The sequence below is a fragment of the Pseudomonas azotoformans genome (assembly GCF_001579805.1).
Classification (GTDB): Bacteria; Pseudomonadota; Gammaproteobacteria; order Pseudomonadales; family Pseudomonadaceae; genus Aquipseudomonas; species Aquipseudomonas azotoformans_A.
This window is the reverse complement of the sequence record NZ_CP014546.1, coordinates 3,351,340-3,377,639: the sequence shown is the minus strand read 5'-3', so window position 1 is coordinate 3,377,639 and position 26,300 is coordinate 3,351,340. Positions and strand designations below refer to the sequence as shown.

General features: G+C 59.0%; 23 protein-coding genes and 1 pseudogene. 12 read left to right on the top strand and 12 right to left on the bottom strand.

Annotated features, from left to right (window positions below; all coding sequences use genetic code 11):
* Positions 1 to 63: 63 nt before the first annotated feature.
* From AYR47_RS15720 to AYR47_RS15710, 3 genes and pseudogenes are all read right to left on the bottom strand, one after another.
* Positions 64 to 969, bottom strand: a complete 906-nt coding sequence (locus AYR47_RS15720; protein WP_033901463.1) for a 5'-nucleotidase — start codon at positions 967 to 969, stop codon at positions 64 to 66.
* Positions 970 to 984: 15 nt separating this feature from the next.
* Positions 985 to 1,939 (bottom strand): annotated as a pseudogene (locus AYR47_RS15715) (putative 2-dehydropantoate 2-reductase).
* A complete protein-coding gene (locus AYR47_RS15710; RefSeq protein ID WP_033901461.1) occupies positions 1,936 to 2,322 on the bottom strand; it encodes a thioredoxin in 387 nt (128 codons plus the stop codon). Before AYR47_RS15710 ends, AYR47_RS15715 begins: the two are co-directional and overlap by 4 nt.
* Between AYR47_RS15710 and AYR47_RS15705 the strand changes: the two genes are divergently transcribed.
* Both AYR47_RS15705 and AYR47_RS15700 read left to right on the top strand, forming a co-directional pair.
* Positions 2,321 to 2,755 carry a PilZ domain-containing protein gene (locus tag AYR47_RS15705; RefSeq protein WP_033901460.1) on the top strand — a complete coding sequence of 145 codons (435 nt, stop codon included), beginning with the start codon at positions 2,321 to 2,323 and terminating at the stop codon, positions 2,753 to 2,755. The two genes, AYR47_RS15710 and AYR47_RS15705, sit on opposite strands and share 2 nt — an antisense overlap.
* A gap of 131 nt (positions 2,756 to 2,886) precedes the next feature.
* Positions 2,887 to 3,963, top strand: coding sequence for a 3-deoxy-7-phosphoheptulonate synthase (locus AYR47_RS15700; protein ID WP_016975370.1), 1,077 nt, complete (start codon positions 2,887 to 2,889; stop codon positions 3,961 to 3,963).
* A gap of 64 nt (positions 3,964 to 4,027) precedes the next feature.
* Here AYR47_RS15700 and AYR47_RS15695 read toward each other — a convergent pair whose 3' ends face one another.
* Positions 4,028 to 4,309, bottom strand: coding sequence for a GNAT family N-acetyltransferase (locus AYR47_RS15695; protein ID WP_003189869.1), 282 nt, complete (start codon positions 4,307 to 4,309; stop codon positions 4,028 to 4,030).
* A 613-nt stretch (positions 4,310 to 4,922) separates the two neighbouring features.
* Between AYR47_RS15695 and oprI the strand changes: the two genes are divergently transcribed.
* Positions 4,923 to 5,174, top strand: coding sequence for an outer membrane lipoprotei OprI (oprI, locus tag AYR47_RS15690; RefSeq protein ID WP_003172710.1), 252 nt, complete (start codon positions 4,923 to 4,925; stop codon positions 5,172 to 5,174).
* A 122-nt stretch (positions 5,175 to 5,296) separates the two neighbouring features.
* Here oprI and AYR47_RS15685 read toward each other — a convergent pair whose 3' ends face one another.
* The 3 genes from AYR47_RS15685 to AYR47_RS15675 form a co-directional block, all read right to left on the bottom strand.
* Positions 5,297 to 6,265, bottom strand: coding sequence for a L,D-transpeptidase family protein (locus AYR47_RS15685; RefSeq protein ID WP_033901459.1), 969 nt, complete (start codon positions 6,263 to 6,265; stop codon positions 5,297 to 5,299).
* 73 nt (positions 6,266 to 6,338) lie between these two features.
* Positions 6,339 to 6,632: a hypothetical protein gene (locus AYR47_RS15680; RefSeq protein ID WP_010211879.1), complete on the bottom strand. Its 294-nt coding sequence runs from the start codon at positions 6,630 to 6,632 to the stop codon at positions 6,339 to 6,341.
* Positions 6,633 to 6,690: 58 nt separating this feature from the next.
* Entirely contained in the window at positions 6,691 to 7,296 is a 606-nt protein-coding gene (locus tag AYR47_RS15675; RefSeq protein ID WP_016975368.1) for an arylesterase, read from the bottom strand.
* 10 nt (positions 7,297 to 7,306) lie between these two features.
* Between AYR47_RS15675 and AYR47_RS15670 the strand changes: the two genes are divergently transcribed.
* Together AYR47_RS15670 and AYR47_RS15665 are read left to right on the top strand one after the other, a co-directional pair.
* Complete coding sequence (locus tag AYR47_RS15670; protein WP_061435844.1) at positions 7,307 to 7,990, top strand: ABC transporter ATP-binding protein; 684 nt, start codon at positions 7,307 to 7,309, stop codon at positions 7,988 to 7,990.
* Entirely contained in the window at positions 7,990 to 10,500 is a 2,511-nt protein-coding gene (locus tag AYR47_RS15665) for an ABC transporter permease (protein ID WP_061435842.1), read from the top strand. The genes AYR47_RS15670 and AYR47_RS15665 overlap by 1 nt, the downstream gene beginning before the upstream one ends.
* A gap of 45 nt (positions 10,501 to 10,545) precedes the next feature.
* Here the strand turns inward: AYR47_RS15665 and greB are convergent, their stop codons facing one another.
* Positions 10,546 to 11,019 (bottom strand): transcription elongation factor GreB, encoded by a 474-nt coding sequence (gene greB / locus AYR47_RS15660; protein ID WP_061449429.1) that lies wholly within the window; start codon positions 11,017 to 11,019, stop codon positions 10,546 to 10,548.
* A gap of 113 nt (positions 11,020 to 11,132) precedes the next feature.
* A complete protein-coding gene (locus tag AYR47_RS15655; RefSeq protein WP_061435840.1) occupies positions 11,133 to 12,119 on the bottom strand; it encodes a hypothetical protein in 987 nt (328 codons plus the stop codon).
* Positions 12,120 to 12,338: 219 nt separating this feature from the next.
* On the opposite strand from AYR47_RS15655, the gene AYR47_RS15650 reads away from it, so the two are divergent.
* From AYR47_RS15650 to AYR47_RS15640, 3 genes are read left to right on the top strand one after another with little or no spacing between them, the layout of a single operon-like run.
* Positions 12,339 to 13,265, top strand: a complete 927-nt coding sequence (locus AYR47_RS15650) for an ABC transporter ATP-binding protein (RefSeq protein ID WP_061435839.1) — start codon at positions 12,339 to 12,341, stop codon at positions 13,263 to 13,265.
* Positions 13,262 to 13,987 (top strand): ABC transporter permease, encoded by a 726-nt coding sequence (locus tag AYR47_RS15645; protein WP_061435837.1) that lies wholly within the window; start codon positions 13,262 to 13,264, stop codon positions 13,985 to 13,987. The genes AYR47_RS15650 and AYR47_RS15645 overlap by 4 nt, the downstream gene beginning before the upstream one ends.
* A 15-nt stretch (positions 13,988 to 14,002) precedes the next feature.
* The gene (locus AYR47_RS15640; RefSeq protein WP_061435835.1) at positions 14,003 to 15,733 is read left to right on the top strand and encodes a Gldg family protein; all 1,731 of its coding nucleotides are present in this window, start codon (positions 14,003 to 14,005) and stop codon (positions 15,731 to 15,733) included.
* Positions 15,734 to 15,737: 4 nt separating this feature from the next.
* Here the strand turns inward: AYR47_RS15640 and AYR47_RS15635 are convergent, their stop codons facing one another.
* The 3 genes from AYR47_RS15635 to AYR47_RS15625 all read right to left on the bottom strand — a co-directional run bounded on the left by AYR47_RS15635 (position 15,738) and on the right by AYR47_RS15625 (position 18,253).
* Entirely contained in the window at positions 15,738 to 16,046 is a 309-nt protein-coding gene (locus AYR47_RS15635; protein ID WP_061435833.1) for a hypothetical protein, read from the bottom strand.
* Positions 16,047 to 16,293: 247 nt separating this feature from the next.
* A complete protein-coding gene (locus AYR47_RS15630) occupies positions 16,294 to 16,728 on the bottom strand; it encodes a DoxX family protein (RefSeq protein ID WP_061435832.1) in 435 nt (144 codons plus the stop codon).
* Positions 16,729 to 16,831: 103 nt separating this feature from the next.
* Positions 16,832 to 18,253 (bottom strand): transglycosylase SLT domain-containing protein, encoded by a 1,422-nt coding sequence (locus AYR47_RS15625; RefSeq protein WP_061435830.1) that lies wholly within the window; start codon positions 18,251 to 18,253, stop codon positions 16,832 to 16,834.
* A 237-nt stretch (positions 18,254 to 18,490) separates the two neighbouring features.
* On the opposite strand from AYR47_RS15625, the gene AYR47_RS15620 reads away from it, so the two are divergent.
* The 4 genes from AYR47_RS15620 to AYR47_RS15605 all read left to right on the top strand — a co-directional run bounded on the left by AYR47_RS15620 (position 18,491) and on the right by AYR47_RS15605 (position 26,190).
* Complete coding sequence (locus AYR47_RS15620) at positions 18,491 to 19,297, top strand: TatD family hydrolase (protein ID WP_061435829.1); 807 nt, start codon at positions 18,491 to 18,493, stop codon at positions 19,295 to 19,297.
* Between the two features lie 96 nt (positions 19,298 to 19,393).
* A complete protein-coding gene (locus tag AYR47_RS15615) occupies positions 19,394 to 20,875 on the top strand; it encodes a methyl-accepting chemotaxis protein (RefSeq protein ID WP_061435828.1) in 1,482 nt (493 codons plus the stop codon).
* Between the two features lie 195 nt (positions 20,876 to 21,070).
* Complete coding sequence (locus AYR47_RS15610) at positions 21,071 to 25,789, top strand: RHS repeat-associated core domain-containing protein (RefSeq protein ID WP_061435826.1); 4,719 nt, start codon at positions 21,071 to 21,073, stop codon at positions 25,787 to 25,789.
* The gene (locus tag AYR47_RS15605; protein ID WP_061435824.1) at positions 25,786 to 26,190 is read left to right on the top strand and encodes an Imm50 family immunity protein; all 405 of its coding nucleotides are present in this window, start codon (positions 25,786 to 25,788) and stop codon (positions 26,188 to 26,190) included. The genes AYR47_RS15610 and AYR47_RS15605 overlap by 4 nt, the downstream gene beginning before the upstream one ends.
* Positions 26,191 to 26,300: the final 110 nt, after the last annotated feature.

The window sequence follows — 26,300 nt, the reverse complement described above, 5'->3', positions numbered from 1 at the left end:
CTGGAACTGCCAGGATGGCGGAGATGAAATCAGCTTAGCAGTGCCTCGCTGACTTCGACTGACTTAGCGCTTCACCTCATTACTGATGCCATGGGGCACATGCCCGGTAGCGACGAACTCCATGGCTTTTTCGCAATGCCCGGCCTGGTCATCGAAAAACACATCAGCCGCGAAGGCTTCCAGGAATGCGGATTTTTCCAGGCCACCCAGGAACAGCGACTCATCCAGTCGGATATCCCACTCGCGCAAGGTGCGAATCACCCGCTCATGGGACGGCGCCGAACGGGCGGTGACCAGGGCGGTGCGGATCGGACAGGCTTCGTCTGGAAACTCGCGCTGCAACAAGTTGAGCGCCGCCAGGAAACCTTTGAAGGGACCGCCGTGCAAAGGCTGGCGGGCCGACTCCCGTTCATTGGCCTGGAACGCTTCCAGGCCGCCGGCCTGGTAAACACGCTCGGACTCATCGGAGAACAGCACCGCGTCGCCATCGAAGGCAATCCGCAGCTCTTCACTGGAGGCACGATTTGGGCCGCCAGACAAAATCGTCGCCGCCGCAAACCCGGCATCGAGGGCACTGCGCACGTCTTCAGCATGGGTCGAGAGAAACAGATGGCAACCAAACGCGGCCAAATAAGGATAAGGACTACGCCCGCCTACGAATGCGGCGCGGGAAATATCCAGGCCGTAATGCTGGATCGAATTGAACACGCGTAGGCCTGTGTCGGCACTGTTGCGCGATACCAGCACCACTTCGACTCGAGCTCGGCCCAGGCTGGCGTTCAAGCTCAGCAGCTTCTTCACCAGCGGGAATGCGTCACCGGGCTCGAGGATTTCCTCCTCGTGTTCGATCTGATACTGGCGATAGGTCTCGACCCCTTCGGCCAGGTAGACCTTATGGCTTTCGCTCAGGTCGAACAGTGCCCGCGAGGAAATCGCCAACACCAGTTTGTCGCCCAATCCTTTTGCCACAGTACGCTCCCCGACTCAGCGGTTATGCCGATCAATAAAACTCAAGGCCTGGTAAAGCGCCTGCATCCGCGGCAACTCGCAACCGGCAGCCTTGGCGGCAGCGAGTGGCCGGGCGTAGATCGCCGCCAGTTCCAGCGGGCGCTTGTGCACATGGTCGTGGTACATGCTTGGCAGGTAGTCGTCCATGGTTTCGGTCATGGTGAACATCTGCTCGGCGTAACTCTTGGGGATTTCATGGCCGCAGGCGTGAGCCCCCTGTACCACTTCAGCCATCAGCGCCTGGATCAGCTCGCGGCTGGATTCGTCGGCCATCATCGCCGTGGTGCCGGTACCGAGCAACACGGAGAGGCCATTGTAGGGCACGTTCCACACCAGTTTGTGCCAACGGGCCTGATGCACATTGGCCATGGCCTGGGACTCGATGCCGGCCCGCGTGAAACAGCGCGGCCCCGGCTTCGACAATCGCCTTTTGCGCATCCTCATCATTGGCCGCCGTGCCGCTGTGATAACCCAGATTGACCCGGCCCAGCGCCTGATGCTCGATCACGCCGGGGGCAGAACGGTGCACGCCGATGTAACACAGGCCGCCAAGCAAGTGCAGGGACGCTGGCAAGTATTCACGCAGGCTGTCTTCGACATCGAGGCCGTTTTGCAGTAACACCACCTTGGCGTCCGGCGCGGCGACTTGGGCAATGGTCGGGGCCAGGTCGACGTTGCCGGTCGACTTGGTACCCACCAGCAGCCAGTCGCACGGCGGCATATCGGCGGCGCGGGCATAAGCCTGCACCGGGTGCAGGTGCAAAGGGCCATGCACCGTACTGTTGAGGTGCAGGCCCTGCTCGCTGACCGCCGCGTATTCACTGCGCAGCAGGAAGCGCACGTCGAAACCGGCGCGCGCCAGCATCAAACCGTAAAAGCCACCGATGGCGCCGGTGCCGATGATGCCAATGCGGGGTGATTGTGCGGTCATGGCAGATCCTCTGGAATGCGGGTAAGCGCTTGGTGGATAGAGTCGTTCAGGTCAGCAAGTGTAAGACGCGTCTGCAATTGCCCGAGGAATTGACCCTCGCACACCACGAACAGCGCCGGCAAATGAAAGATCTGGTAGCGTTCGACCGCGCCACCGTTGTGCCCGGCATCCACCCAGCACACGCGGTCCACCGGCAGCGACCAGCCGGGTACCTGCTGGCGCGCCCAACGGCAACTGGAACACCCACTGCTGGTAAACACAACCAGCGAAATACCTGGCAATCCCAGCAATTGCTGGTCAATATCCAGGTCGGTCAATTCCAGTTCCTTCACTATACTGCTGCCACCGCCGTCATTTGGACGGTGCTCGGAGTCCGTGTACATGGGTCGTTTTTTACCTCACCCTGATGATGTCGCTGTCGAGTTAATCCAACGCCCCTCTCCTGCCATTCCCCGCCAACGCCTGCACACTGTCGGCCTGGGCGGCATCGCCTGCCATTGGCCACGCGCCTGGCGCGAAGGCACGGCGGTTGATCTGCTTATTCCCTCCCTGGGCGCCAGCGCGCGTTATCCAGGCTATGTGGCGTGGTGCCGCAAGGTGGAAAACGGTTACCGCGTCGGTGTCGCGTTTACCGATGAACATGCACTGTTCGGTGCACGAATGGGTGAGCAAGCATGCCGGATAGAGCGCTACTGCCGCCAGCACGAAGACGCCGAACCGACACCCCAGCAACTCGAAGCCCTGGCCCGTGAGTGGGTATCGCGCCATGCCAGCGAGTTCTCCCATGAGGCCTTTGTGGCGCCAGCGCTGGATTAAAGCGGGCTTTGCCCATTGTCGCGGGCCCGTGTTACGCGCTAAGGTTCCTCCCCCCTGCATTCAAATCATGCTGTGCTCCGCCGCACGGGGATGGCTGGCGGCCGGCACCCGTGACCCTGACGAGTAACACGATGGCTGATTTACCGATCAATGACCTAAACGTCGAATCCAACGAGACCCTGATCACGCCCGATCAGCTCAAGCGCGAAATTCCTTTGAGCGACGCTGCCCTGCAGACCGTCACCAAGGGCCGCGAAGTCATCCGTGACATTCTCGACGGCACCGACCACCGCCTGTTCGTCGTCATCGGGCCTTGCTCGATCCACGACCTGAAGGCTGCCCACGAGTACGCCGAGCGCCTCAAAGTGCTGGCGGCGGAAGTGTCCGACACCCTGTACCTGGTGATGCGCGTCTATTTTGAAAAACCGCGTACCACTGTGGGCTGGAAAGGCTTGATCAACGACCCGTACCTGGACGACTCATTCAAGATCCAGGACGGTCTGCACATCGGTCGTCAGTTGCTGCTGGACCTGGCCGAGATGGGCCTGCCCACCGCCACCGAAGCCCTCGACCCGATCTCCCCGCAGTACCTGCAGGACCTGATCAGCTGGTCGGCCATCGGCGCACGCACCACTGAATCCCAGACTCACCGTGAAATGGCGTCCGGCCTGTCCTCGGCCGTGGGCTTCAAGAACGGCACCGACGGCGGCCTGACCGTGGCGATCAACGCGCTGCAATCGGTCTCCAGCCCGCACCGTTTCCTGGGGATCAACCAGGAAGGTGGCGTGTCCATCGTCACCACCAAGGGCAACGCCTACGGTCACGTGGTGCTGCGTGGCGGCAACGGCAAGCCCAACTATGATTCGGTCAGCGTTGCGCTGTGCGAACAGGCACTGAACAAGGCCAAGATCAAGCCGAACATCATGGTCGACTGCAGCCACGCCAACTCCAACAAGGACCCGGCCCTGCAGCCGCTGGTGATGGAAAACGTCGCCAACCAGATCCTGGAAGGCAACCAGTCGATCATCGGCCTGATGGTCGAGAGCCACCTGAATTGGGGTTGCCAGGCGATTCCAAAAGACCTGGCCGACTTGCAGTACGGCGTGTCGATCACCGATGCCTGCATCGACTGGGCGGCTACCGAAAACACCCTGCGCAGCATGCATGCCAAGCTCAAGGACGTTCTGCCTAAACGCAAACGCACCTGACTTTAAACTGCGCACACAAAAACGCCGGGCTAAGCCCGGCGTTTTTCATGGTGCTGTTTACGGTTTACAGCTTTGCGGCATGGCGCTGGTGGCGCTCCATGTAACGTTCTACGTAGGAGCAGGACGGGATCACCGTATAGCCTGCCTCTTCGGCGAACTTCAGGGCTTCCTCGGTCAGTGCCGCCGCAATCCCACGGCCCCGCAGTGCGTTGGGCACGAAGGTCCGATAGATATCCAGGGTCTGTTTGCCGAGGTCCATATAGGTCAGATAGGCACGATGACCGTCCACATTGGTCTCGAACTGATGACCAGCCTGGTCATGGTGGATGGACAACGCCTCGCTCATCACTACTCCTCGCGGGTCTTGGTTTCTGACCCCTACCTTACCGATGTTTGTCCGGCGAAGGAACATCTACGCCACCCCGTGCCGGTTTCGACAACGAGAAAACCCTGAGCGTTTACAACCAGCACGTAGGGAATAGTAGGCACCAATCCTGAAATTGCTCAAGGCGCGCTCGTCATCCCCTGCCGCTGGTGGATATAGAAAGGGCTCCGATCAACCTGGGATCGAAAGCCTGAACATTGCCGGCAGTTGAACCTTAAGACGAACAGGCGCTCTTAAAGTCACCTCTACATGCGCAAAAGATGCCGGGCAAAGCAAAGCCAGGCTGAACGTAAGTGTCAGCTTGGATATATAAATTTTCATCTGTTTACAAGGCTTAACACATGCGGGCCGGCCCTTTCAGCCTGGATCCAATTTTCGCCTGTTTGAAAAAAATTGGACGGTTTTTATACAAACCTCCAAAAGATTAGCCAAAATAGATTCGGCGCGAGAATTTTTTTTGCTTCTTGCGCTACGTCAGTTTACTTACTACAAGTAATGGGTAGTATGTACGCCGGCTATTAGCTCACTCTGGGCGAACTAGCCATCTAATAGAAAGTCCTTGAAGGGGAACACGATGAACAACGTTCTGAAATTCTCTGCTCTGGCTCTGGCCGCAGTTCTGGCTACCGGTTGCAGCAGCGTCTCCAAAGAAACCGAAGCTCGTCTGACTGCAACTGAAGACGCAGCAGCTCGCTCCCAGGCCCGTGCAGACGAAGCCTACCGTAAAGCTGATGAAGCTCTGGCTGCTGCTCAAAAAGCACAACAGACTGCTGACGAAGCTAACGAGCGCGCACTGCGTATGCTTGAAAAAGCTAGCCGCAAGTAATAATCCTTCGGGGTTGTTATCAAGCCGATCCATTTATGGGTCGGCTTTTTTATTGCCTGGGGTTTGCACCTGAATCGCGGGCAATAAAAAGCCCGCCGTAGCGGGCTGTTGATCACACAACGTTACTGCTGCAGATCGATCGGCACACTGGCGGCCACCGAGGCTGCGCCAGGCACGCCGATTTCCGTCGGCAAGCCGTCTTCCGCCGCCACTACATCACGCACCTGGTCCCAGTTCACGCGCAATTGGTTGGCCAAGTCTTCACGCTTGAGCAAGGCGTTGATGACGGCGGTGTGCTTGTCGACCACCGACGGCGTCCCGTCATCATTCAATGGCGTATGCGCTTCAAGGTAGACCTTGCCACCACTGCGACCAAACTTGTAGGCATCGTTGATGATGCGCACCGACGTCCCCACCGGCACCATGCCCGCCATCTCCAGCACGTTGTTGTTGAACATGCGGAAACAACCGTGACTTGTACGCGTGCCGATACCAAATTTCATGTTGGAACCATGGATCAGGTAACCCGGCGTGCCCAGGGTGAACTTGAACGGCCCCAGCGGGTTGTCCGGACCGGCCGGCACCACGTTGGGCAGCGGGTCGCCGTTGGCGGCGTGCTCGGCCTTGATCGACGCGGGCGGTGTCCAGGTCGGGTTGGGTGTCTTGGCAATGATGCTGGTGTGGGCGATTGGCGACCCCCAGCCTTCACGGCCGATCCCCAACGGGAACGTGTAGACCACGTTCTGGCCCTTGGGGAAGTAATAGAGTCGGTATTCCGCCAGGTTGATCACAATACCTTCGCGCGGGCCCGGCGGCAGGATGAAGCGCGTCGGCAACACGATCTCGGTGCCTGCCCCCGGCAACCAGGCGTCCACGCCCGGGTTGGCCGCCACCATCTCCGAATAGCCCAGGTCATAGGTGGTGCCCAGGTCGGCAAACGTGTCTTCGTACTTGGCCTTGATCACCTGGACCTGGCCGACGATGTCTTCACCCGGTGGTGGCAAGGGCAACTGCAGGGCTGACGCCGAACCGGCCGCACAGAGGGCAGCGAGAGACAGGCAGCAGGTGACGACGGAAAGGCGCGACAACATCCGGTAAATCCTTCGCAGAACGACGGGGAGGTAAACATCGATTGTATACGTGAAGCGCGCTTCTAGCTGCCCCCTACAACTCGAAACGCAGCTCCGGCCAGATCGGCGGCGTACCACGCTTCTGGGATTCCAGAATCGCACGGCATAAAGGGCACAGCCGCTGGTCCTGGAATATCGAACGATCGACCCGCGACCAACGCGGTTGCGCAGGCAACAGTGTGCCGCACAGCGTGCGATCAATGGAGCCGCCCAGTTCCAGTTGACGCGCCACCAGATGCACCCGCACTTCCTGGCAGGCGAACAGATCCAGCTGCTCGTCCGGCTCGATCAGTTGGTAGTTAAACAGGGACCAGGCAGGACGCGACATCAGGGGCTCCAAATCGGGGGGGCGCCACCTTAGCCGAAAGCCTGCCGGTAGAAAAGCGTCATAGCAGCGGTTTTAGCGTCGGCCAGACATTTTCCAGCAACTTGCCCTGAGCGCCGACCGCCGGGTGCAGTTGATCGGCCTGCATCAGCTCCGGATGCCCGCCCACGCCATCAAGGAAAAACGGCACCAGCGGGACGTTTTTTTCCTTGGCCAGCACACCATAGACTTCGGCAAACGCGGTGGTGTAGCGCGGGCCATAATTGGGTGGCAGCTGCATTCCCAACAGCAACACCTTGGCGCCGCCGGCCTTGGACTGGTCAATCATCGACGCAAGATTTTGTTGCAATTGAGCGGGCGGCTGACCACGCAAGCCATCATTACCACCCAACTCGATCACCACCACGTCCGGCTTATGCTCTGCAAGCGCCGCCGGCAGCCGCGCCAGGCCTCCGGCACTGGTGTCGCCACTGATGGAGGCATTCACCACTTTATCGTCGAAACCTTCCTGCTTGAGCCGTTGCTGCAACAGGGCAACCCACCCTTTGCTGGTATCCAGGCCGAAACCGGCACTGATACTATCGCCAACGATCAGGACTGTACCCGCCGCTGCGTTCTGGGCCATGCACATCAAGGCCAGGCCAGCACTCAAAAACCACATTCGCATCGGATTCTCCATGGGCGCAAGCATTCTCACCGCGCGGAACCTTAGCAAAGTGGTTCCCAGCGCGGAAGGTGAACTGACTATCCTGCACGAACTGAGCCTGGAACTGAACAAGGGCGATAGCCTGGCTATCGTCGGCAGCTCCGGCTCCGGCAAATCCACCCTCCTCGGCCTGCTCGCCGGTCTCGACCTGCCCAGCAGCGGCGAAGTGACCCTTGCCGGGCAAGCCCTGAGTACCCTCGACGAAGACCAGCGCGCGCGCATCCGTGCCGAGCACGTGGGCTTCGTATTTCAGTCGTTCCAATTGCTCGACAGCCTCAACGCGCTGGAAAACGTCATGCTGCCGCTGGAACTGGATGGCCGCAAAGACGCCCGCGAGCGTGCCCGGCACCTGCTGGAACGCGTCGGCCTGGGCCAACGCCTGACCCACTCGCCACGCCAACTCTCCGGTGGCGAGCAACAACGGGTGGCGATCGCCCGCGCCTTTGCCGCAGAACCGGACGTGCTGTTTGCCGATGAACCCACCGGCAACCTCGACAGCCACACCGGCGAGCGCATCAGCGACCTGCTGTTCGAACTCAACCAAGAAAGCGGCACGACCCTGGTGCTGGTCACCCACGACGAGCGCCTGGCCCACCGTTGCCGACGCTTGATCCGCCTTGAAGCCGGCCTGATGGTCGCGCCCCTGGAGCCTTGATGGCACGTTTGCCGCTGTTGCGCCTGTTCAGCCTTGCCATGCGCCAATTGCTGCGCGATGCCCGCGCCGGTGAATTGCGCGTGTTGTTCTTCGCCCTGCTGGTGGCCGTCGCCGCCAGTACCGCCATCGGTTACTTCGGCGCGCGCCTCAACGGCGCGATGCTGTTGCGCGCCACCGAATTCCTCGGCGCCGACCTAGTGCTCGAAGGCAGCTCGCCTGCCCGTCCCGAGCAAATCCAGTCCGGCACCGAGCTGGGCCTGGATCACGCCCGCGTGGTGGAGTTCTCCAGCGTCATTGCCACGGATAATGGCATCCAGCTCTCCAGCATCAAGGCCGTCAACGAGCAGTACCCACTGCGCGGTGAACTGAAAAGCGCGGCTGCCCCCTTTGGCGATGAAACCCCGGGCGGCGGACCAAAACCCGGTGAAGCCTGGGTGGAAGCGCGGCTGCTGACGGCGCTGGACCTCAAGGTCGGCGACAGCATCGATGTGGGCATGAAGACACTGCGCCTGGCCCGCGTGCTGACCTACGAGCCAGACCGCGCCGGCAACTTCTACAGCCTCACGCCCAGGGTGATGATCAACCTGGCAGACCTGGACGCCACCGGTGTGGTGCAGCCCGGCAGCCGCGTGAGTTACCGCGAACTCTGGCGCGGGCTGCAGGGCAGCACCGTGCTGCAAACCTATCGTGACCTGGTCAAGCCGGGGCTCGCCGCCAACCAGCGCCTGCAGGATTCACGGGATGGCAACCAGCAGATCGGCGGCGCCCTGGGCAAGGCTGAGCGCTACCTGAACATGGCCAGCCTGGTGGCCGTGCTGTTGGCCGGTGTGGCCGTGGCACTGTCGGCCAATCGCTTCGCCACCCGACGCTTCGACGCCAGTGCCTTGCTGCGTTGCCTGGGACTGTCGCGACGCGAAGCCATGTTGCTGTTCAGCCTGCAACTGAGTGTGCTGGGGCTGTTGGCGAGCCTCACCGGCGCCCTGCTCGGCTGGTTGGCGCAGTTTGGCCTGTTCTATTTCCTCCATGACTTGCTGCCATCGGACGTGCCACCCGGCGGGCTGCTACCGGCAATCGCCGGGATCGGCACCGGGCTGGTCGCCCTCGCCGGTTTCGCCCTGCCGCCCCTGGCTGCACTGGGTCGCGTGCCACCGCTGCGCGTCTTGCGTCGCGACCTGCTACCGATCCCCTCCAGCACCTGGATGGTCTATGGCGCGGCACTGTTTGCCTTGGGCCTGATCATGTGGCGCCTGAGCCTTGACCTGGTGTTGACCTTCGCCCTGCTCGGCGGTGGCGTGGTGGCTGCACTGGTACTCGGCGGCTTGCTCCTGTTGCTGTTGCAAAGCCTGCGCCGTCTGCTGGCGCGCGCCTCGCTGCCCTGGCGACTGGGCCTGGGGCAATTGTTGCGTCACCCGCTGGCGGCGGCCGGTCAATCCCTGGCGTTCGGTTTGATCCTGCTCTCCATGGGTTTGATCGCCCTGCTGCGTGGCGAGTTGCTCGACACCTGGCAAAACCAGCTGCCCAAGGACGCCCCCAACTATTTCGCCTTGAATATCCTGCCGGCTGACAAGGACGCGTTTGGCGCCCGCCTGCTGGAACTGCAAGCGCAGTCCGCGCCGCTGTATCCGGTGGTGCCAGGTCGCCTGATCAGTATCAATGGCGAGCCCGTACAGGAAATCGTCAGCAAGGACTCCAGCGGCGATCGCGCGGTGCAACGCGACCTGAGCCTGACCTGGGCCGCCGACCTGCCACCGGGGAATGCCCTGACTGCCGGTTCATGGTGGTCACAGCAACCTACCGATGAAATCCCCGGCGTATCGGTCGAGGCCAAGGTGGCGGAAAGCCTCAAGCTCAAGCTCGATGATCACCTGGTGTTCACCGTGGGCGGGGAAAACCGTGAAGCACGGGTGACCAGCCTGCGGACCATAAACTGGGATAACTTCCAGCCCAACTTCTTCATGATTTTCCAACCGGGTACCTTGAAGGATCTGCCCGCCACCTACCTGACCAGCTTTTACCTGGCGCCTGGACATGACCAGCAGATCGTCGACCTGTCTCGGGCGTTCCCGGCGGTAACCATCCTGCAGGTCGAAGCGCTGCTGGAGCAGTTGCGCAGTATCCTTGCCCAGGTGACCCTGGCGGTGGAATACGTGCTGCTGTTTGTACTGGCGGCAGGGATGGCGGTGCTGTTCTCCGGCCTGCAAGCCACCCTGGATGAGCGCATCCGCCAGGGGGCGCTGCTACGTGCACTGGGCGCCGAACGCAAGCTGCTGGTCAAGGCCAGGCGTATCGAGTTCGGGCTGCTGGGCGCAGTGAGTGGTCTGCTCGCAGCGCTGGGGACCGAGTTGGTGACCTTTGTGCTGTATCGCTATGCGTTCGACCTGGCCTGGCAGCCTCATCCGTGGCTGTTACTGCTGCCGGTAATCGGTGCCGTATTGATCGGCGGTGCCGGTGTATTCGGCACTCGCCGCGCACTCAACGCCAGCCCGTTGACCGTGCTACGCGAAGGTTGAAACCTGGTCGGCCCGCGTTCATCACTGAACGCGGGCCGACCTCACTTACTTCACATATTCGATGCCGGTGATCCACCAGCACACGTCTCCACCCGGGGTCTGCACGACGGCCTCATCGTCCACTTCCTTGCGCAACAACGCACGGGCCATGGGTGAGTCGATGGAGATGTAGTCCATCCGATCATAAATCTCATCATAGCCAACGATGCGAAAACGCTTGGTCTCACCCTGCTCGTTTTCGATGTCTACCCAGGCGCCGAAGAACACCTTGCCCTCTTGCTCAGGCATGTATTCCACAATGCGCATGTCCTCCAGGCGCTTGCGCAGGTAGCGCACACGACGGTCGATTTCACGCAGTAGTTTCTTGTTGTACTGGTAATCGGCGTTTTCGCTGCGATCTCCCAGCGAAGCCGCCCAGGTCACTTTGCGCGTGGTGTCCGGGCGTTTTTCGCGCCACAGGTAATCCAGCTCCTTCTTCAGCGCTTCATGGCCTTCTTTGGTAATCAGCTTGGTACTCAAACGCTTGCATCCCGTGGCAATGTCCATAGGTGCCGATCCGCCTGAGTTTAAAGCCCAGGCGTCGGCTGGCTGGCGTTGATGATAAATGAACCCGGGAAAGTAGCCAGGCCAGTCTAGCCATCCAACGCCTGGTCCAGCTCAAGCAGCACACCCCGCAGGCTCTGCCGCAAACCCGATACCTGCGACGTCATCACCTTCAGGGCCTCGGTTCTCTGGCTGACCGCAAGCGAATGATCGTGCAGTTGAGTGGTGCGCCGCTCCAGTTCTCGAGCTTTCTCATCCAACTGTTTCTGCTCTTGCTGCAAGCGTGCCTGCCATTGCTCAAGTACAGACTCCTGTTCGATGGCTGCCAGCTTTTGCTGGGTCAGCTCTTGAGCAACCCGGGCCAGGTTGGTCAACGTGCTGTCCACTTCGAACAATGTACTGTGGTCGGCTGGCGCCGGGCGTTTCAGAGGTGTCGGCACATCGGGCTCCGGCTGGATGGGCGTTGCGGCCTGCGCCATCATCAACGGGACCTCGGCAGGGGGTTGTTGAATCTCCTCAACGGAATGCTCATGCACAGGCGCAGGGACAGGCTCGGAAGGATTCATCGCCTTGGGAGATGAGCTCATTTGCGACGAAAAACGAATGGACGGTACGATCACTGAAGCGCTTTCGATCGCCGGCAGCGTCGGCGCAGACATGCCCAGGGTGATCACCTTCATCACCAGCGCCTTCTTGATGATCACCGAATGATGGTCCTCGGGCCTGGCAGGCGGCAGCTTGCAGCCTTTCAAATCGACAAAATGATAGGGCACCTGGGTTTCCGTCACCCCGCCGGCCTTCATTCCCGAAGCGGCCAACGTCAGAATCTGCTTGAACACATGTAATGCCAACTGCAGATCCTCCCTGGACTCAACCCCGCCCAGGAAATACCGATCAACTTTCTTACGTAACGCGGCGATATAGACCCTGGAACTTTCCGGTTCTACTTCCTCGTCCAGGCTATAGACAAGAAAGTTGGAGGCCGTCTGACCTACGGCAAATCCACAGAGCAATGCACCATTAACCGGAGCATCTTGACCATTACGCTCAAGAACAAGGGTACGTAGCAGCATCATGGTATTCAGGCCTCATTATGCAGTGCAGAAAGTTTATATAAACAACTAATAAACATTCGAAAATTGGACATTCCGAAACCTAACACATTGCTTCAGCGGCCTGCCCAACCCGCACGTAGGACTTCTCTTATTAAGCATTATCGACGTTCCCAAAAGCGAGCGTTACCCGTACCCTTTTTTCATGCCCCCTACGTCATACCAAACTTTTTCGGTAAAAAAATGATCGAAATAAGCAATCTGACAAAACACACGGGTAACACAGCTGTACTCAGCGATTTTTCGTTCATCGCCAATCCACAAGAATGCGTGGGATTATTCGGGCAAGATCATTCGACCAAAACAACTCTGTTCGATTTAATAGCCGGTTCAACACAGCCCTCCAGCGGTTATATAAAGGTCCAGGGTTTCGATATACAAACCCATGCACTTAAGGCAAGGCAACTCGTTGGTTATCAACTGTCCACGGACCTCGGCCATCCAACGATGTCCGTCAAAGCGTTCCTTGGCTTCATCGCTGCCGTTCGCGGCTTCTACGGCGCCGAAAAGCGCTCGCGGCTGGAACAGGTCATCGCACGACTGGATTTGTTTCCCGTGCTCGATGCGCCTCTCGATGCCCTCTCCATCGGCTGGAAACGTAAAGTTGCCCTTGCGCAGGCCATCGTGCATAGCCCTGTCCTGTTGCTGCTGGATGACCCCACCGAAGGACTTGCACCTGATCAAAAATATGTGTTCAGGTCGCTCATCCAATCTTTAACGCAAGAAATGACAGTCATCATCGCTTCTCGCCACTGCGATGAATTATCTGACGTGTGTACCCGAGCGTTAGTCATAGCAGGCAGTCGCCTGGTCGCCGATAACCCGCTGCCCGATCTACAACGCGACTCACGTCATTTCCAGGCCGTCACCCTGGCCGCGGACACACCATTAGACCTATTGGCCCTGGCCGTCCTGCCCGGCGTGGCCGGCATCGAAGAACATCGACATGCCCCCGGCACGGTGACCGTTCTCGCCATGCCGGGACACACCATCTATCCCCATATCAATACGCTGATTGCCAGTCGCCGCTGGAAAATCAACTCGTTAAACCTGGAACCAGGTCGCCTGAATGATGTGGTCCACCACCTGAGCCAGGAGGCGCCCCGTTGAAATTATTACCTATTATTTTCAAGCGTCAGCTCGCCAGCTATGCCTGCACACCCAGTACTTACCTGCACATTGCCGTCTTTCTCATACTGTCCGTGGCATTGGGAAAGTACATAAGCCCGTGGCCGGAACAAAACATCAGTGACTTGCAGGTGTTCTTCCAGTTTCACCCCTGGCTGTATTTACTACTGATTCCCGCCTTGGCCACGCAACTATGGGCGGATGAGTCCAGTACAGGCTTTCTCGGGCTAATGAAAACCATGCCCATCACAACCTATGAATGGGTGATCGGAAAATTCCTGGCCGCCTGGTTCGTAGCAGGTGCAACCCTGTTTCTGATGTCTCCTCTTGTCATCATCGCCAACTACTTGGGCAGGGCCGATAACAGCGTTATTGCTTCGCAATTTTTTGTGAGTTGGTTGTTGGCAGGCAGTTACCTGTCCGTGGGTTGCTTTATTTGTGCATTTGTACGCCAGCGCACTGTCATTTTCATATTGACCCTTGGCCTGCTTCTGACAGCCAGTGGACTTTCTTCCATCCTGGATGCACTTGAACACCAAGCCCCTATTGGCTTGATCGATAGCTTGGCCGCACTCAGCCCTACTTTGCGATTCAGCAATATCGACGATGGGAAGCTCACACTTCGTGACACGCTCTACTTCATCAGCATGATCTTCGCCTTTCTCGCTGCGACGATAGTCACACTCAACTACAAACACAGCTGAGAAGGGAAATCCTCAATGCGGTCCTCGCTGCGCACCGGCATGACACTTACCGTCACCTTCCTGCTTTTCCTGGCGTTCAATCTGGTTTGGATAGGTAAACTTCCTGATATACGGTGGGACCTTTCTGAGCAAAAAGTTCACACCTTGGCACCTGCCGTAAAACAGCTGCTCACCACACTGGAAGACCCGCTCGACTTGTATTACTTCAACTCCGCCAACGCCCCCAAAAGAAGCTACGCGGTGCAACGCTACAGCAAGCGTATTGAAGAGCTGCTCAAGGAGTACGAGGAAACAGCCAATGGCATGATCAACCTGCACCTGATTGAACCGGCGCCTTTTTCGGAGGACGCCTACAAAGCCCGGCTTTCCGGGCTCGACGATAATGCCGGGTTTCTCGGTCTTATCGGCTCCCGAGCAGGTCACGGTGTGAGACGTATTGGTTCCTTCAGCCTCGACCAGGAGCCACTGCTTGAGTATGAAATCGGCCATCTGCTCTATAAATTGCAGCACCCCGAACGCCCGGTCATTGCCCTATTGGCGGGATTGGCGATGGACGGATCCGCAGGCCGGTTGCTGCAGGAGCTAAGGCAGGAATTCGACCTGGTCAATCTGGAGCCGACTGCCGCATCCGTTCCCCAGCCCATCAAAACACTGATGGTCGTGCACCCTCAGGCATTGTCTGAGCGAACCTTGTATGCCATTGAACAATTTGTCTTGAGGGGCGGCAGATTAATGATGTTTATCGACCCTTTGACTGAGCAACGCCCAAACCTCCCCCCAGGCAACACTCGGCTGAGCGAGTTGATGGCTGCCTGGGGTGTCCAAATGCCGGCGGACAGGCTGGTGGTTGACGACGTCTACACGCCAAGGGAGACATCGGGCGCGCCCAATCAGGTCCGATTGAACCTACCCCGACAGGCGATGAACATCCATGACATGAGTACATGGAACCTCAATAGGGTGACGGTATCGAGCAGTGGCGCCCTCTCTCCACTGAGCAAGAGCCGCACGACCTTCACCCCGCTCCTGCAAAGCTCCGAACAGTCTGTCCTGTTGGACGCCAACGGCCTCACAAGCGCGGCTAGCATCGACTCATTGATTGAAGGGGCGTCAAAGCAGGAACGAGCTCATGTGATCGCCGCGCGCATCGAGGGGCCGAGCTATTCGGTATTTCCCGACGGCATCAAGGGGCAGCCGCCCGGTTTGCAGAAAGCGGCGCAGATTCATGTCGTGGTGGTGGCTGACACGGACATGCTCATGGATAAGGTCAATGACTCGGCACCCGACGGCAACGCGCTGTTTGTCTTGAATACGCTGGACAACCTGTCCGCCCCCGACACACTCGCCGCCATTCGCCCGCGTGTGCCGCAGGAAACGTCGCCGAACAGGTTGGAGAGCATGCGCAACGTCGCGAAACAGGCCTATCGCGTAAAAGCCAGCGAATTGGAACGGCGCCTACAGCGCACGGAGCAGGAATGGCAGCGGCTTAGCCCGTGGACAACCGCCCTTGGCACCCAGCCCGTGGACACCACCACTCGGCTGCAGGCACTCAACAAGGAACGTCTGCGCTTGCCTATGGAATTGCATGCCCTGGAGGACGAAGCCTATGCCCAGGTGCGTCGACTGGAGTGGGTTATAAAACTGACGGTGACCTTTGCGATACCCGTGACCTTATGCCTGATCGCCTGGCTGGTCTTTCTGGGCCAACGCCGTCGCCGGCTGAAGGCCGGCAGCGTCATTCACTGAACGCTCAACGACGGGCGATCAGCCCTTGCCGGGCAATGCGGGTCAACTGGCGAATGACCTCATCGGCGTCGTCGGCAGTTGGCGCCTGGATAACCGCGAGGTCAAAACTGTTGCTGGCAAAACGTGCAAGGGAGTCGCCGTCTTCGACAAACTGGATCAGGAACGCCGAAGGTCGACCCGTGCGACGCGGCCAGCCATCCAGGTAACGCAAAAGCGTCGGCTGATGCTTGCCGCCCAGGAGAATTTTTGGATTGCGTTGAGTGAGGTCCGCGGTGATCGGGGCCAGGCGTATCAGGGGGCGCAGTGCATTCATCGTGTCGTGTCTCTGCCTCAAAAGTCTGCGGGCAGGTGAGAGGCAACACCGAACCAGCGCTTTAGCGGAATTTCGAAGCATGGAACATGCTTCTGTCGGGACCGATAACGATCACCCGTGGCGCCCCGCAATTAGCTGTTTAAATCGGCGCATGAGCGGCATCCTAGAGAAGCCGGTGGGGCGGTGTCAAGAATCCCGATCAGCAAAAAGCCCGCACAGGGCGGGCCTTTTAAGGGTTCTACGCAGATCAGTTGGCGATGGCGCGATCCGCAGACAGCTTGCCCGCGCCTTCCAGCAGCACCGCCAGCGAGCCACCGAGCAGTGCCAGGGCGAACTCATAACCGTTGTTGGCCATAAACAGACCGTTATGGATATGCACCGAAAAGATCGCCACCAGCGAGAGGATGGTCAGGCCCAATGCCGCAGGACGAACCAGCAGGCCGATGATCAAGGCCAAACCCGCGAAGAACTCGGTGCCGCCCGACAACAGCGCCATCAGTGTACCCGGCGCCAGGCCGATGCTTTCCATCCACTGCGCAGTACCCGCCAGGCCGTAGCCGCCAAACCAGCCAAAGAGTTTCTGCGAACCGTGAGCGGCGAAGATGATGCCGACAACAATGCGCAGAAGGGTCAGGCCGTAACCGGCGCGAGTGGACAGGATGCTGTTGATCAGTGGGCTCATGGTGATAATCCTTTTCTAAATAGGGGTTGGTTGGCCGCTATATTAATCAGTTTAAACAATGATAAAAGCCGAAAAAATGCCTGATTAATATCGATAAAATCGATTACTTCCGTGAGGCGATTTTCGGCGCCGGCGGCTCCAGGGACTCCCGCTCCCGGTCAAACGCCAAATAGTACTTGTTGACGCTATTAACATAGCTGACGCCGCCCATCCCTACCTGCTCCATGGCGATGCGTTCAACCTGGAAGAACCACTGATTGGGGTTAAGCCCCCGGCGCTTGGCTTCAGTGCGCATGCCCTGCACCCGCTCCGGCCCCATGTTGTAGGCCGCCAATACAAAGGCCATGCGCTCACGCTCATTGAGCTTGGGGCTGGCGAAGAACTTGCGACGGATCATCGCCAGGTAGCGCGCGCCCGCTTGCACATTACTGTCGAGACTCTCAATGTTGTTGACCCCTACCCGCTGCGCTGCCGAAGGGGTGATTTGCATCAAGCCGGTGGGACCGCCGCTGCTGCGCGCGCCAGGGTCCAAAGCGGACTCCTTGAAGGCCAGTGCCGCCAGGTTCAGCCAATCCATGCCCTGCTCGCGGGCATGCTTTTGTAACACCGGGCGCAGTTTTTCCAGGCGTTGACGGTCGACCCGAGCCAGTGGATTGCGCACTTGATAGAGACGACGGTAGATACGCTGGAACGCCACATCCTGGTCGGAAGGCGTCCGGTAAGTTTTTAGGAAGCGATCAATGCTGGCCCGCAGCATCGAAGCATCCTGGCGTACGAACCAGTACTCGTCGCCCGGCTCGCTGATCGCCACCTGCTTATCGAAGCGCAACTTGGGCAGGATCTTCGACCAGCGTTCGGCAATCGGTTTTTCAACAACAGTCAGGTGAAAAATGCCGGCCTGGACCATCTCCAGCACATCCTCCACGGCCAGGGTCGGGTCCACCCACTCCACTTTCACCGGCGGCTGCTTGTGCAGCGCCAGCTTCTGGTTGACCTGGCTGATGGCATCCGCCGCCGCGCTGCCGGTGGTCAACGCCAGTGTGCGGCCGGACAGTTGCTCCAACTTGGTGAACCGCCGCTCGCCCTTCACCCCCACCAACCACAGCGGTACATCGCTGACAATCGGGTCGCTGGTGCTGATCTTGTGTGCAGCCTTTACATCCAGCAATTCACCCGGAGCGACCAGGTCACCTTCGCCACGGGCCAACGCGCCGAGCAACTGGTCCTTGGCCTTGGGAATGATCTTGAGGTTGATCTCCTGACCATCGCGGGCATGGCCATTGAGGTATTGCTCGAAGGCGCGCAGGCGATGGTATTCGACGCCAATAGCCTGGCCCTGCACCTCGCCGGAACTGTTACGGCTCTGGTTGACCAACACACGCAGGGTGCGGCTGGAGCGAATCTCCGCCAGGTCACGCACCTTGCCGGGCTTGGTCACTTCCAGCGGCCCGTCCAGACGCGCGACCGCCGCCATGGGCAGCAGCAACGTCAGGCACAACATAAGCAACGCCGAGGGTCGGATCATCCGCTCTCCGGAAAAGAATACTGGCCAACGCCCTCGCGAAAAACGGGGCGGTGGGGGTCAGAAACAGAGCGCTTTATGCGCTGGCAAGGTACGCAACGGCGGCATGATGGCGGGCGACGGGCCAACCACAATGTCGCTTGCGACGTTCAAAGACAGCTATAACTCGTTGTAGTTCTTCGTTTTTCTTATAAATCTACAGCTCTGATATGCTTTCCGGCCGCAGGCGGAGATAGCACCATGCAACTCATTGATATCGGCGTCAACCTGACCAACCCCAGTTTCGACGAGAAGCACCAAGCTGTGCTCGACCGCGCCTATGCCGCTGGCGTACAGCAATTGGTGCTCACCGGCACCAGCATCGAGGGCAGCGAACAGGCCCTGCAATTGTGCGAAAAACTCGATGAAAGCGGCCAGCGGCTGTTCAGCACCGCCGGCATCCACCCCCACTCCGCCAGCGACTGGAACGGCGACAGCGCCCAGCGTCTGCGCGCTTTGCTCAGCGAAAACCGTGTGCGTGCGGTGGGTGAATGCGGGCTGGATTTCAACCGGGATTTTTCACCGCGGCCACAACAGGAAAAAGTTCTCGAAGAACATCTAGCCCTGGCCGTCGAGCTGAAGTTGCCGGTGTTTCTCCACGAACGTGACGCCAATCAGCGCCTGCTGGATATCCTCAAGGACTACCGCGACCACCTTACCGCCGCCGTGGTGCATTGCTTTACGGGCGAACAGCAAGCGTTGTTCAGCTACCTCGACCTCGACTTGCACATTGGCATCACCGGTTGGATCTGCGACGAGCGCCGTGGGACACACCTGCACCCACTGGTCAGGGAAATTCCCGGTGACCGTCTGATGCTGGAAAGCGACGCCCCTTATCTGCTGCCGCGCACCCTACGGCCAAAGCCGAAAAATGGCCGGAATGAGCCGGCGTATCTGCCGGAAGTCCTGCGCGAAGTCGCTCTGCACCGCAACGAAAGCCTGGAAGACCTGGCCCGTAACAGCACGGCATGCGCCCGTCGCTTTTTTGGACTGCCCCAAGTGGATTGATGCGGCGCATTGACCCACGTCAAAACCGTTTCCCTGGATAGCGGCACAATAATGGCACCTTGCCAATGCTGTTTCCGCTATCAGAGAAAACCTTCCATGGGTGCCTGGCTTAGCAATATCTCGCTGAAGTACAAATTCTGGGCCGTCAACGCGGTCGCCTTCATCACCACCCTGCTGCTGGTGCTGTATGCCGTACAGCTTGAACAACAGGCGCGCAGCACGGCGTCCCTCGCCTCGGCGCAAGAACAAGCGCGGCTGCTGAGTGCCTGGCCAGCGGGTGAGACGCTGCCTGAGAGCGACCATTGGCTGACGTTCAAGCGCGGCCAAGTCCCACACCTGGCCGACCAGGATCTGTCAGCCTTGGGCAGCGCCACGGGTTGGGTCGAACTCAACCACATGCCTGTGTTCGGCGAGAACCCGTTGATGGGCGCTGAAGTCGTCGCCCGTCCTGAGGGTCAATACGTTGCCGTCCTTGCCTATGCGCCCAGCCTGAGCCAGGTGTTCGAAGAGCGCTTCGCCAACTATGCGGTGGCGGTCCTGATCCTGATGCTGGCAATGCTCGGTGCCTCGCAGTTGCTGATCCGCTTCCTGCTCAGCCAGCTCAACACCCTCAAGGACGTGATGCTGCACGTGGAGAAAACCGGCGACCTGTCGGCCCGCGTGCCCTTGGCGTGCAAAGACGAAGTCGGCCAAATGGCCAGCGCGTTCAACGCGATGCAGGCCGGTTACCAGCGCGTGGTGAACACCGTGGCACGCACCGCCCGGCAACTGGATGATGGCGCCGCACGGCTGGCCAGCAGCATGAACGAGGTGCAGCACGGCATGCTCGGCCAGCAAAGCGAAACCGACCAGGCTGCCACCGCCATCAACGAGATGACCGCCACCGTCTATCACATCGCCCAGCACGCAGGCGCCACAAGGGATCTGTCCCAGACCGCCGATACCCTTGCCGGCAGCGGCCAGGAAGTGGTCAGCCGCGTACAGCGCTCGATTGCCGGCCTGTCCACCGGCGTGCAACAAACCGCCGAAATGATCCAGAAGCTCGCCGAGGATAGCCAGAAAATCAACGGCGTGGTCAGTGTGATCCACAGCATCGCCGAGCAGACCAACCTGCTCGCCCTCAACGCCGCCATCGAAGCCGCCCGCGCCGGGGAAATGGGCCGTGGCTTTGCCGTGGTCGCCGACGAAGTGCGCAACCTGGCCAAGCGCGTGCAAAGCTCCACTGACGAAATCACCCGCATGGTCTCGGCCCTGCAAGCCGGCACCCGCGACGCGGTGGACTTCATGCAGGAAAGCTCGTTCAAGGCCGACGACTGCGTGCAACAAGCCCAGGAAGCCGGCGCCGCCCTCGCCGAAATCACCGGCGCCGTGGCGCAGATGCGCGAAAGCAACACCCAGATCGCCGTCGCCGCCGAACAGCAAAGCCACGTGGCCGAAGAAATGAACCGCGCCGTCGTCAGCATTCGCGACGTGACCGAGAACACCGTGCAGCAGACCGTAGACTCGGCCACCACCAGCAATGAACTGGCCACCCTGGCCGGGGAGTTGAGCAAGGCGATCGGGCAGTTGAAGCTGTAGGACTATTCACCCTGTAATCCCCCACCTACAACAAAGCCTCGGTTTGCCCGAGGTTTTGGCGAAACTTCCTAGCTCTTCCGGCGAATAACGCCGACTTCTTTTCCCTACCAACCTCGCCAAAGTCTCTCGCCTGACCACTCAGCGCGAGGGACCGCCGATGCACCTTTCCTGTGCCCCACTCAACGGGGCCGCTTCATGATTCCGGTTATTGCGCAGTTCGTCCTCTCCCCTATGGATGCCGAAAAGCCGGACGTGGAAAGCGTCCTGCGTGATTTCCGCACGTGCCTGAACGCCTTTGACGAGTGGGCCGAAAGCTTCTGGAGCGGCTCGGCTCTGGACGTGGAGCAGGTGTTCAAGGTCGGCCAGGAAGTTTCCCTCGTCGCTCCCGCATCCTCCAAACAGCCCAATCGCACGGTGGCTGTTTGCAAGGCCCAGGGCTCGTTGACCCTGCTGCATATGTTTGAAAGCACGCGGTTTGTGCCCATCGGCAATACGCCGGTGATGCTGCAAGCCATCGGGTCGGACGGCACGCCGTTCGGTGACCCTATCCGTCGAACCATCGATGCCAGCGGCATTCTTGAAGTCAAGGATTGCATCCGCGACCAGCGTTACCAGATCACTTTTTACCCCAACGTTTCCAAGGCACACGTCAAGGCGCTGTATGCGTCTTATCAGTCGGTGATCGTCGGGCTGGAAGAACGCCTGCGTGACGAATGGACGAAGACCTTCAAGCCGCGATGGAAAGACTTCGCCAACGCCACGCCGTTCGAGCGCAGTGCGATGCAAGGCGTGGCGTTCGCGAGTGGGATTGGCAAGGCGCTCTACAACCTCTGGGACAATTTCACACAGCTGTACGACCTGTTGGCGGACCTCAAGGCCAATAGCGAGAAGTTACTGAAGTACATCACCCAGGCCGAGCTGGACGATCTGCTGAAACTGGGCAAGGACGCCATCGCCCATGGCCTGCTGGTACTGAGCGACGAGCCGCTGTTGTTCATCTATCTGTCGGCAATGGTCGCCTGGATACGCATGCTGCCGCCGCCGGACATGTATGAACTGGTGGGCGAGATTACCGGCGAGGTGCTGATCAATCTGTTTTTGATCTGGGCGACCCGGGGCATGGGGGTACAGGTTCGGATGGGTATGCAGGTGTTGGGGCATATCAAGTCGGGGCGGGTGCGTAAGTGGCTTGAGATGTTGGCCGATCAGTTGGCCGGGCCTCGGTTGGACGCGCATGTCGACGCGGCCAAGCCCATGTTGCTGGGTAGCTCGGCGACGCCGATTCGGACGATTCCGGATGTGCCGTTGAAGGCTGGGGATCAGGTGGTTGCCAACCCGGTGCCGGTGGTTCGGGACAAGGTTGGACAGCGGACAGTGTTGGTGCGCCAGGCGCCTGTCGACGATGTGCCTGCTTCTGCTCGAAACCCGGCTGGGGATGCGGCTGCGCCTTCGGACAAGACCGTCACCAACGGCTGCCCGGTGTCGATGGTCACGGGCGAGGAGCTGCTGACGCTCACCGATGGCACGCTGGACGGGATCTTGCCGTTTGAGTGGACGCGGCTGTATCGCACCAGTGCGGTGGAAGTGGACTGCGGGCTGGGGTTTGGCTGGAGTCACTCGCTGGCGCATCGGCTGAGTGTTTCCGGGGATTCGGTGGTGTGGACCGATCATGAGAATCGCACGACTACCCTGCCCTTGCCCACGGTTTCTCGGCCGGCGATTACCAATAGCCTGGCCGAAGCTGCGATTTATCTGGGCGCTTTACCCGATGAACTGATCCTGTCTCAAGGGTCACGTTTCTACCACTTTCGCGACGGTGTGCTGACGGCGATCAGCGATGCGTATGACAACCGATTGCGCATTTTCCGTAATTACCTGGGGCAGATTGAGCGGCTGGATAACGGCGTCGGGCGCTCGCTGTTTTTGCGCTATGCGTCGGGCCGCATTGTGGCGGTGGACTACCAGATTGAGCGGGCGGTGGATGACGGTCCGTTTGTCTGGGTGACGGAGCAGAGCGTTGTTTCCTACGCCTATGACGCGACGGGTCGGTTGGTTTGCGCGACCAATGCGGTAGGCGAAAGTGAGGTTTATCGGTACGACGAGCAGCACGTCATTCTTGAGCGTGGCTTAGCCGGTGGCGCGAGTTTTTTCTGGGAGTGGGAAAGGTCTGGTAAGGCGGCGCGATGTGTCCGGCATTGGGCCAGTTTCTCGCAGATGGACACGCGCTATGCCTGGGACGATAACGGCCAGGTCACGGTGTTTAACGCCGATGGCAGTCAGGAAGTCTATGTGCATGACCAGCGGGCGCGGCTGGTGCAGCGAGTGGATCCTGACGGCGCTGAGCACTTCAAATCCTACGATGAGAAAGGTCGGCTGACGGTTGAGCAGGATCCACTGGGCGCGATTACGGCGTATCAGTACGACGAAGCTGGACGCTTGGTGGCGTTGTTTCCGGGGGATGATGAGCCAACATCCTACGAGCATGACAATGGATTCGTACGGGTTGTAAGGCGGGGTCAGGCGGTTTGGAAGTATGAGCGTAATGATCAGGGTGACGTTACGCGTAAGACCGATCCTGACGGCAATTCGACTGAGTACAGCTACAACAAATTCGGGCAACTGACGCAGGTTTGGCTGCCGGATCACAGCTGTCATCGGCTGGTTTGGAATGAGCGTGGGCAGTTGCTTGAGGAGCAGTTGCCGACTGGAGGAATCAAGCGTTATCGCTATGACGATCGCGGACGAAAAATCAGCCAGGAAGATGAGCACGGCGCGCTCACGCAATTTGAATGGAACCACGTAGGACGATTAGTCCAAATCGTCTTGCCGAGCGGTGATACGCGTAAATATACCTACAACGCTTACGGAAAAATCACCTCCGAGCGGGATGAACTCGGCCACGTCACCCACTACGAATACGCCGACGGATTGCACCTGATCAGTCGCCGCCTCAACGCTGATGGCACGCAGGTCAAATACCGTTACGACAACACTCGTTTGCTGCTGACCGAGATCGAAAACGAGGTGGGCGAAACCTACCGGCTCCAGTATCACGCCAATGGCCTGATCCAACAGGAAACCGGGTTTGACGGTCAGCGCACGGCTTACGTCTACGACCTCAACGGCAACCTGCAGGAAAAGACCGAGCATGGTGATGACGGTAGTCAGTTGGTCACCCGCTACGAGCGCGACTATGCCGGTCGACTCGTAAGAAAAACCCTACCCGACGGCAACCTGGTCGATTACGCCTACGACCGCCAAGGCAATCTCTTAAGCGTCGAAGACGGCCACTGGGCCCTGGCCTACGAGTACGACAGCCAAAACCGTCTCACCGCCGAACACCAAGGCTGGGGCACCTTGCGCTACACCTACGACGCCTGCGGCCAGCTTCAAAACCTACGCCTGCCGGACAACAAACGGGTTGCGTTCAACCACATCAAAGGCGGCCAACTCGAGAGGATCGAGGTAAATGGCCAAGCGCTCACCGCTCATCTATTTGACGCAGGTCGAGAACACCAAAGAGGCCAAGGAAAGTTACTCAGCAGTTATCAGTACGACGCCCAGGGACGCCTGTTCAACCACGGCCTGTGCGATATCGAAGGGGCTATTTATCGGCGCCAGTACCACTACGACACATCCGGCAACCTCACCCGCCTGCTCGACACCCGCAAAGGTGAACACCACTACCACTACGATCCACTCGGCCGCCTGACCCGCGCCGACCACTCCCAAGACGTGCAGGAACGCTTCGGCCACGACCCGGCTGGCAACGTTCTCATGCAAGACCGCCCCGGTCCGGACATCGTGGCGGGCAATCGCCTGATGATCCAAGGCGACCACCACTACGACTACGACGCCTTCGGCAACCTCATCCGCGAACGACGCGGCAAAGACCACAAACTCGTCACCGAATACCGCTACGACTGCCAGCACCGCCTGATCGGCATTAAAAAACCCAACGGCCAGACTGCCAGCTATCGCTACGACCCGTTTGGGCGTCGCATCAGCAAAACCGTGGATGGCATGACCACCGAGTTCTTCTGGCAGGGCGACAAGCTCATCGCCGAACACCGCGCGGAGCACCACCGCAGCTACCTCTACGAACCCGATAGCTTCCGGCCGTTGGCGATGCTGGATGGCTTCGGCCCAAAAGAAATCAAGCCCTACCATTACCAATTAGACCACCTCGGCACCCCACAGGAACTCACCGCTTCCGATGGCCAAATCGTCTGGTCCGCCCACTACCGCGCCTACGGCGAAATCAGCCGCCTCGACATAGGAAAAATCGACAACCCGCTGCGTTTCCAAGGCCAATACTTCGACGATGAAAGCGGGCTGCACTACAACCGTCATCGCTACTACAATCCGGATATTGGTCGCTACCTGACGCCGGACCCGGTGAAATTGGCGGGCGGGATCAATGCGTACCAGTACGTGCCTAATCCAACGGGATGGATTGACCCACTCGGGTTGAATGCCAACTGCCCACCTAAAGGTACGAAAAGCCCAGAATGTGGCACGCCTAACGAGCCGTCAGCGCCGGAAGTATCAAGGAATGGAGCGTTCAAACAAGCGAAGGCGGATGCGGGCATACCGCGTGCACAACACCCAGATGCCGTGCTCGATCCCAGATTAGGGACGATGAGGCAATATTCACATGTATCAATGAGAGATCAGCAGAAAAACGAAATTCTGGATGCGCGAGGAAAGCCAGTGATGACTCGAGAGTACGAATTCACGCGGGCGGACGGCTCAAAGGTTCTAATCCAAGATCATGGAGCTGGTCACAAGTTTTCAGCACCCGACGGAAAGGGCGATCAAACGGCGCATTTCAATCTCCGACCGAAAAACAGGCCGAGGAATGGGAAATTAGATGGCGCCAGAGACCATTATTATTTTAAGGATAAAAAATGAAATATTGGAATGAGCTAGAAAACACGATTTTCTTCAACAAGGTATTCACTTACCCGGTGGAAATAGGCGAAATAACGCTTTTTTCTGTGACCATTGACAATGATCGACCCAATATCGGTTTAGGTTTCGACATTTCTGAAATTCCTGACGCCCCCCCGGAAAAGTGGATTAACGAGGGGTTTAACACATGCAGAATAGGCTTGGATTGTGGAGGTTTGAGCGATGTCAAAATCAACAACATTCCGACTAGAGAAACGTTAAAGGTCGTGATAACCAAACACGAAAACTATTATGAATTACAAGCCAAGTCCAAATCTTCGGCAATCGAATTAAAAGCCAAATATATTTCTCTCTGCGGTCCAGCCGTATACATCAACGATCCAGATTCAGCTTGTGGCTAAGCATGCCAAGGCTGTTAAACGGTTATAGCAAGATCATTTATCGAACCGGGGACACGGGCTCTATGACCCCCATAGCCAGCCCCAATTCGCCCCACCATCCAACCCCACCT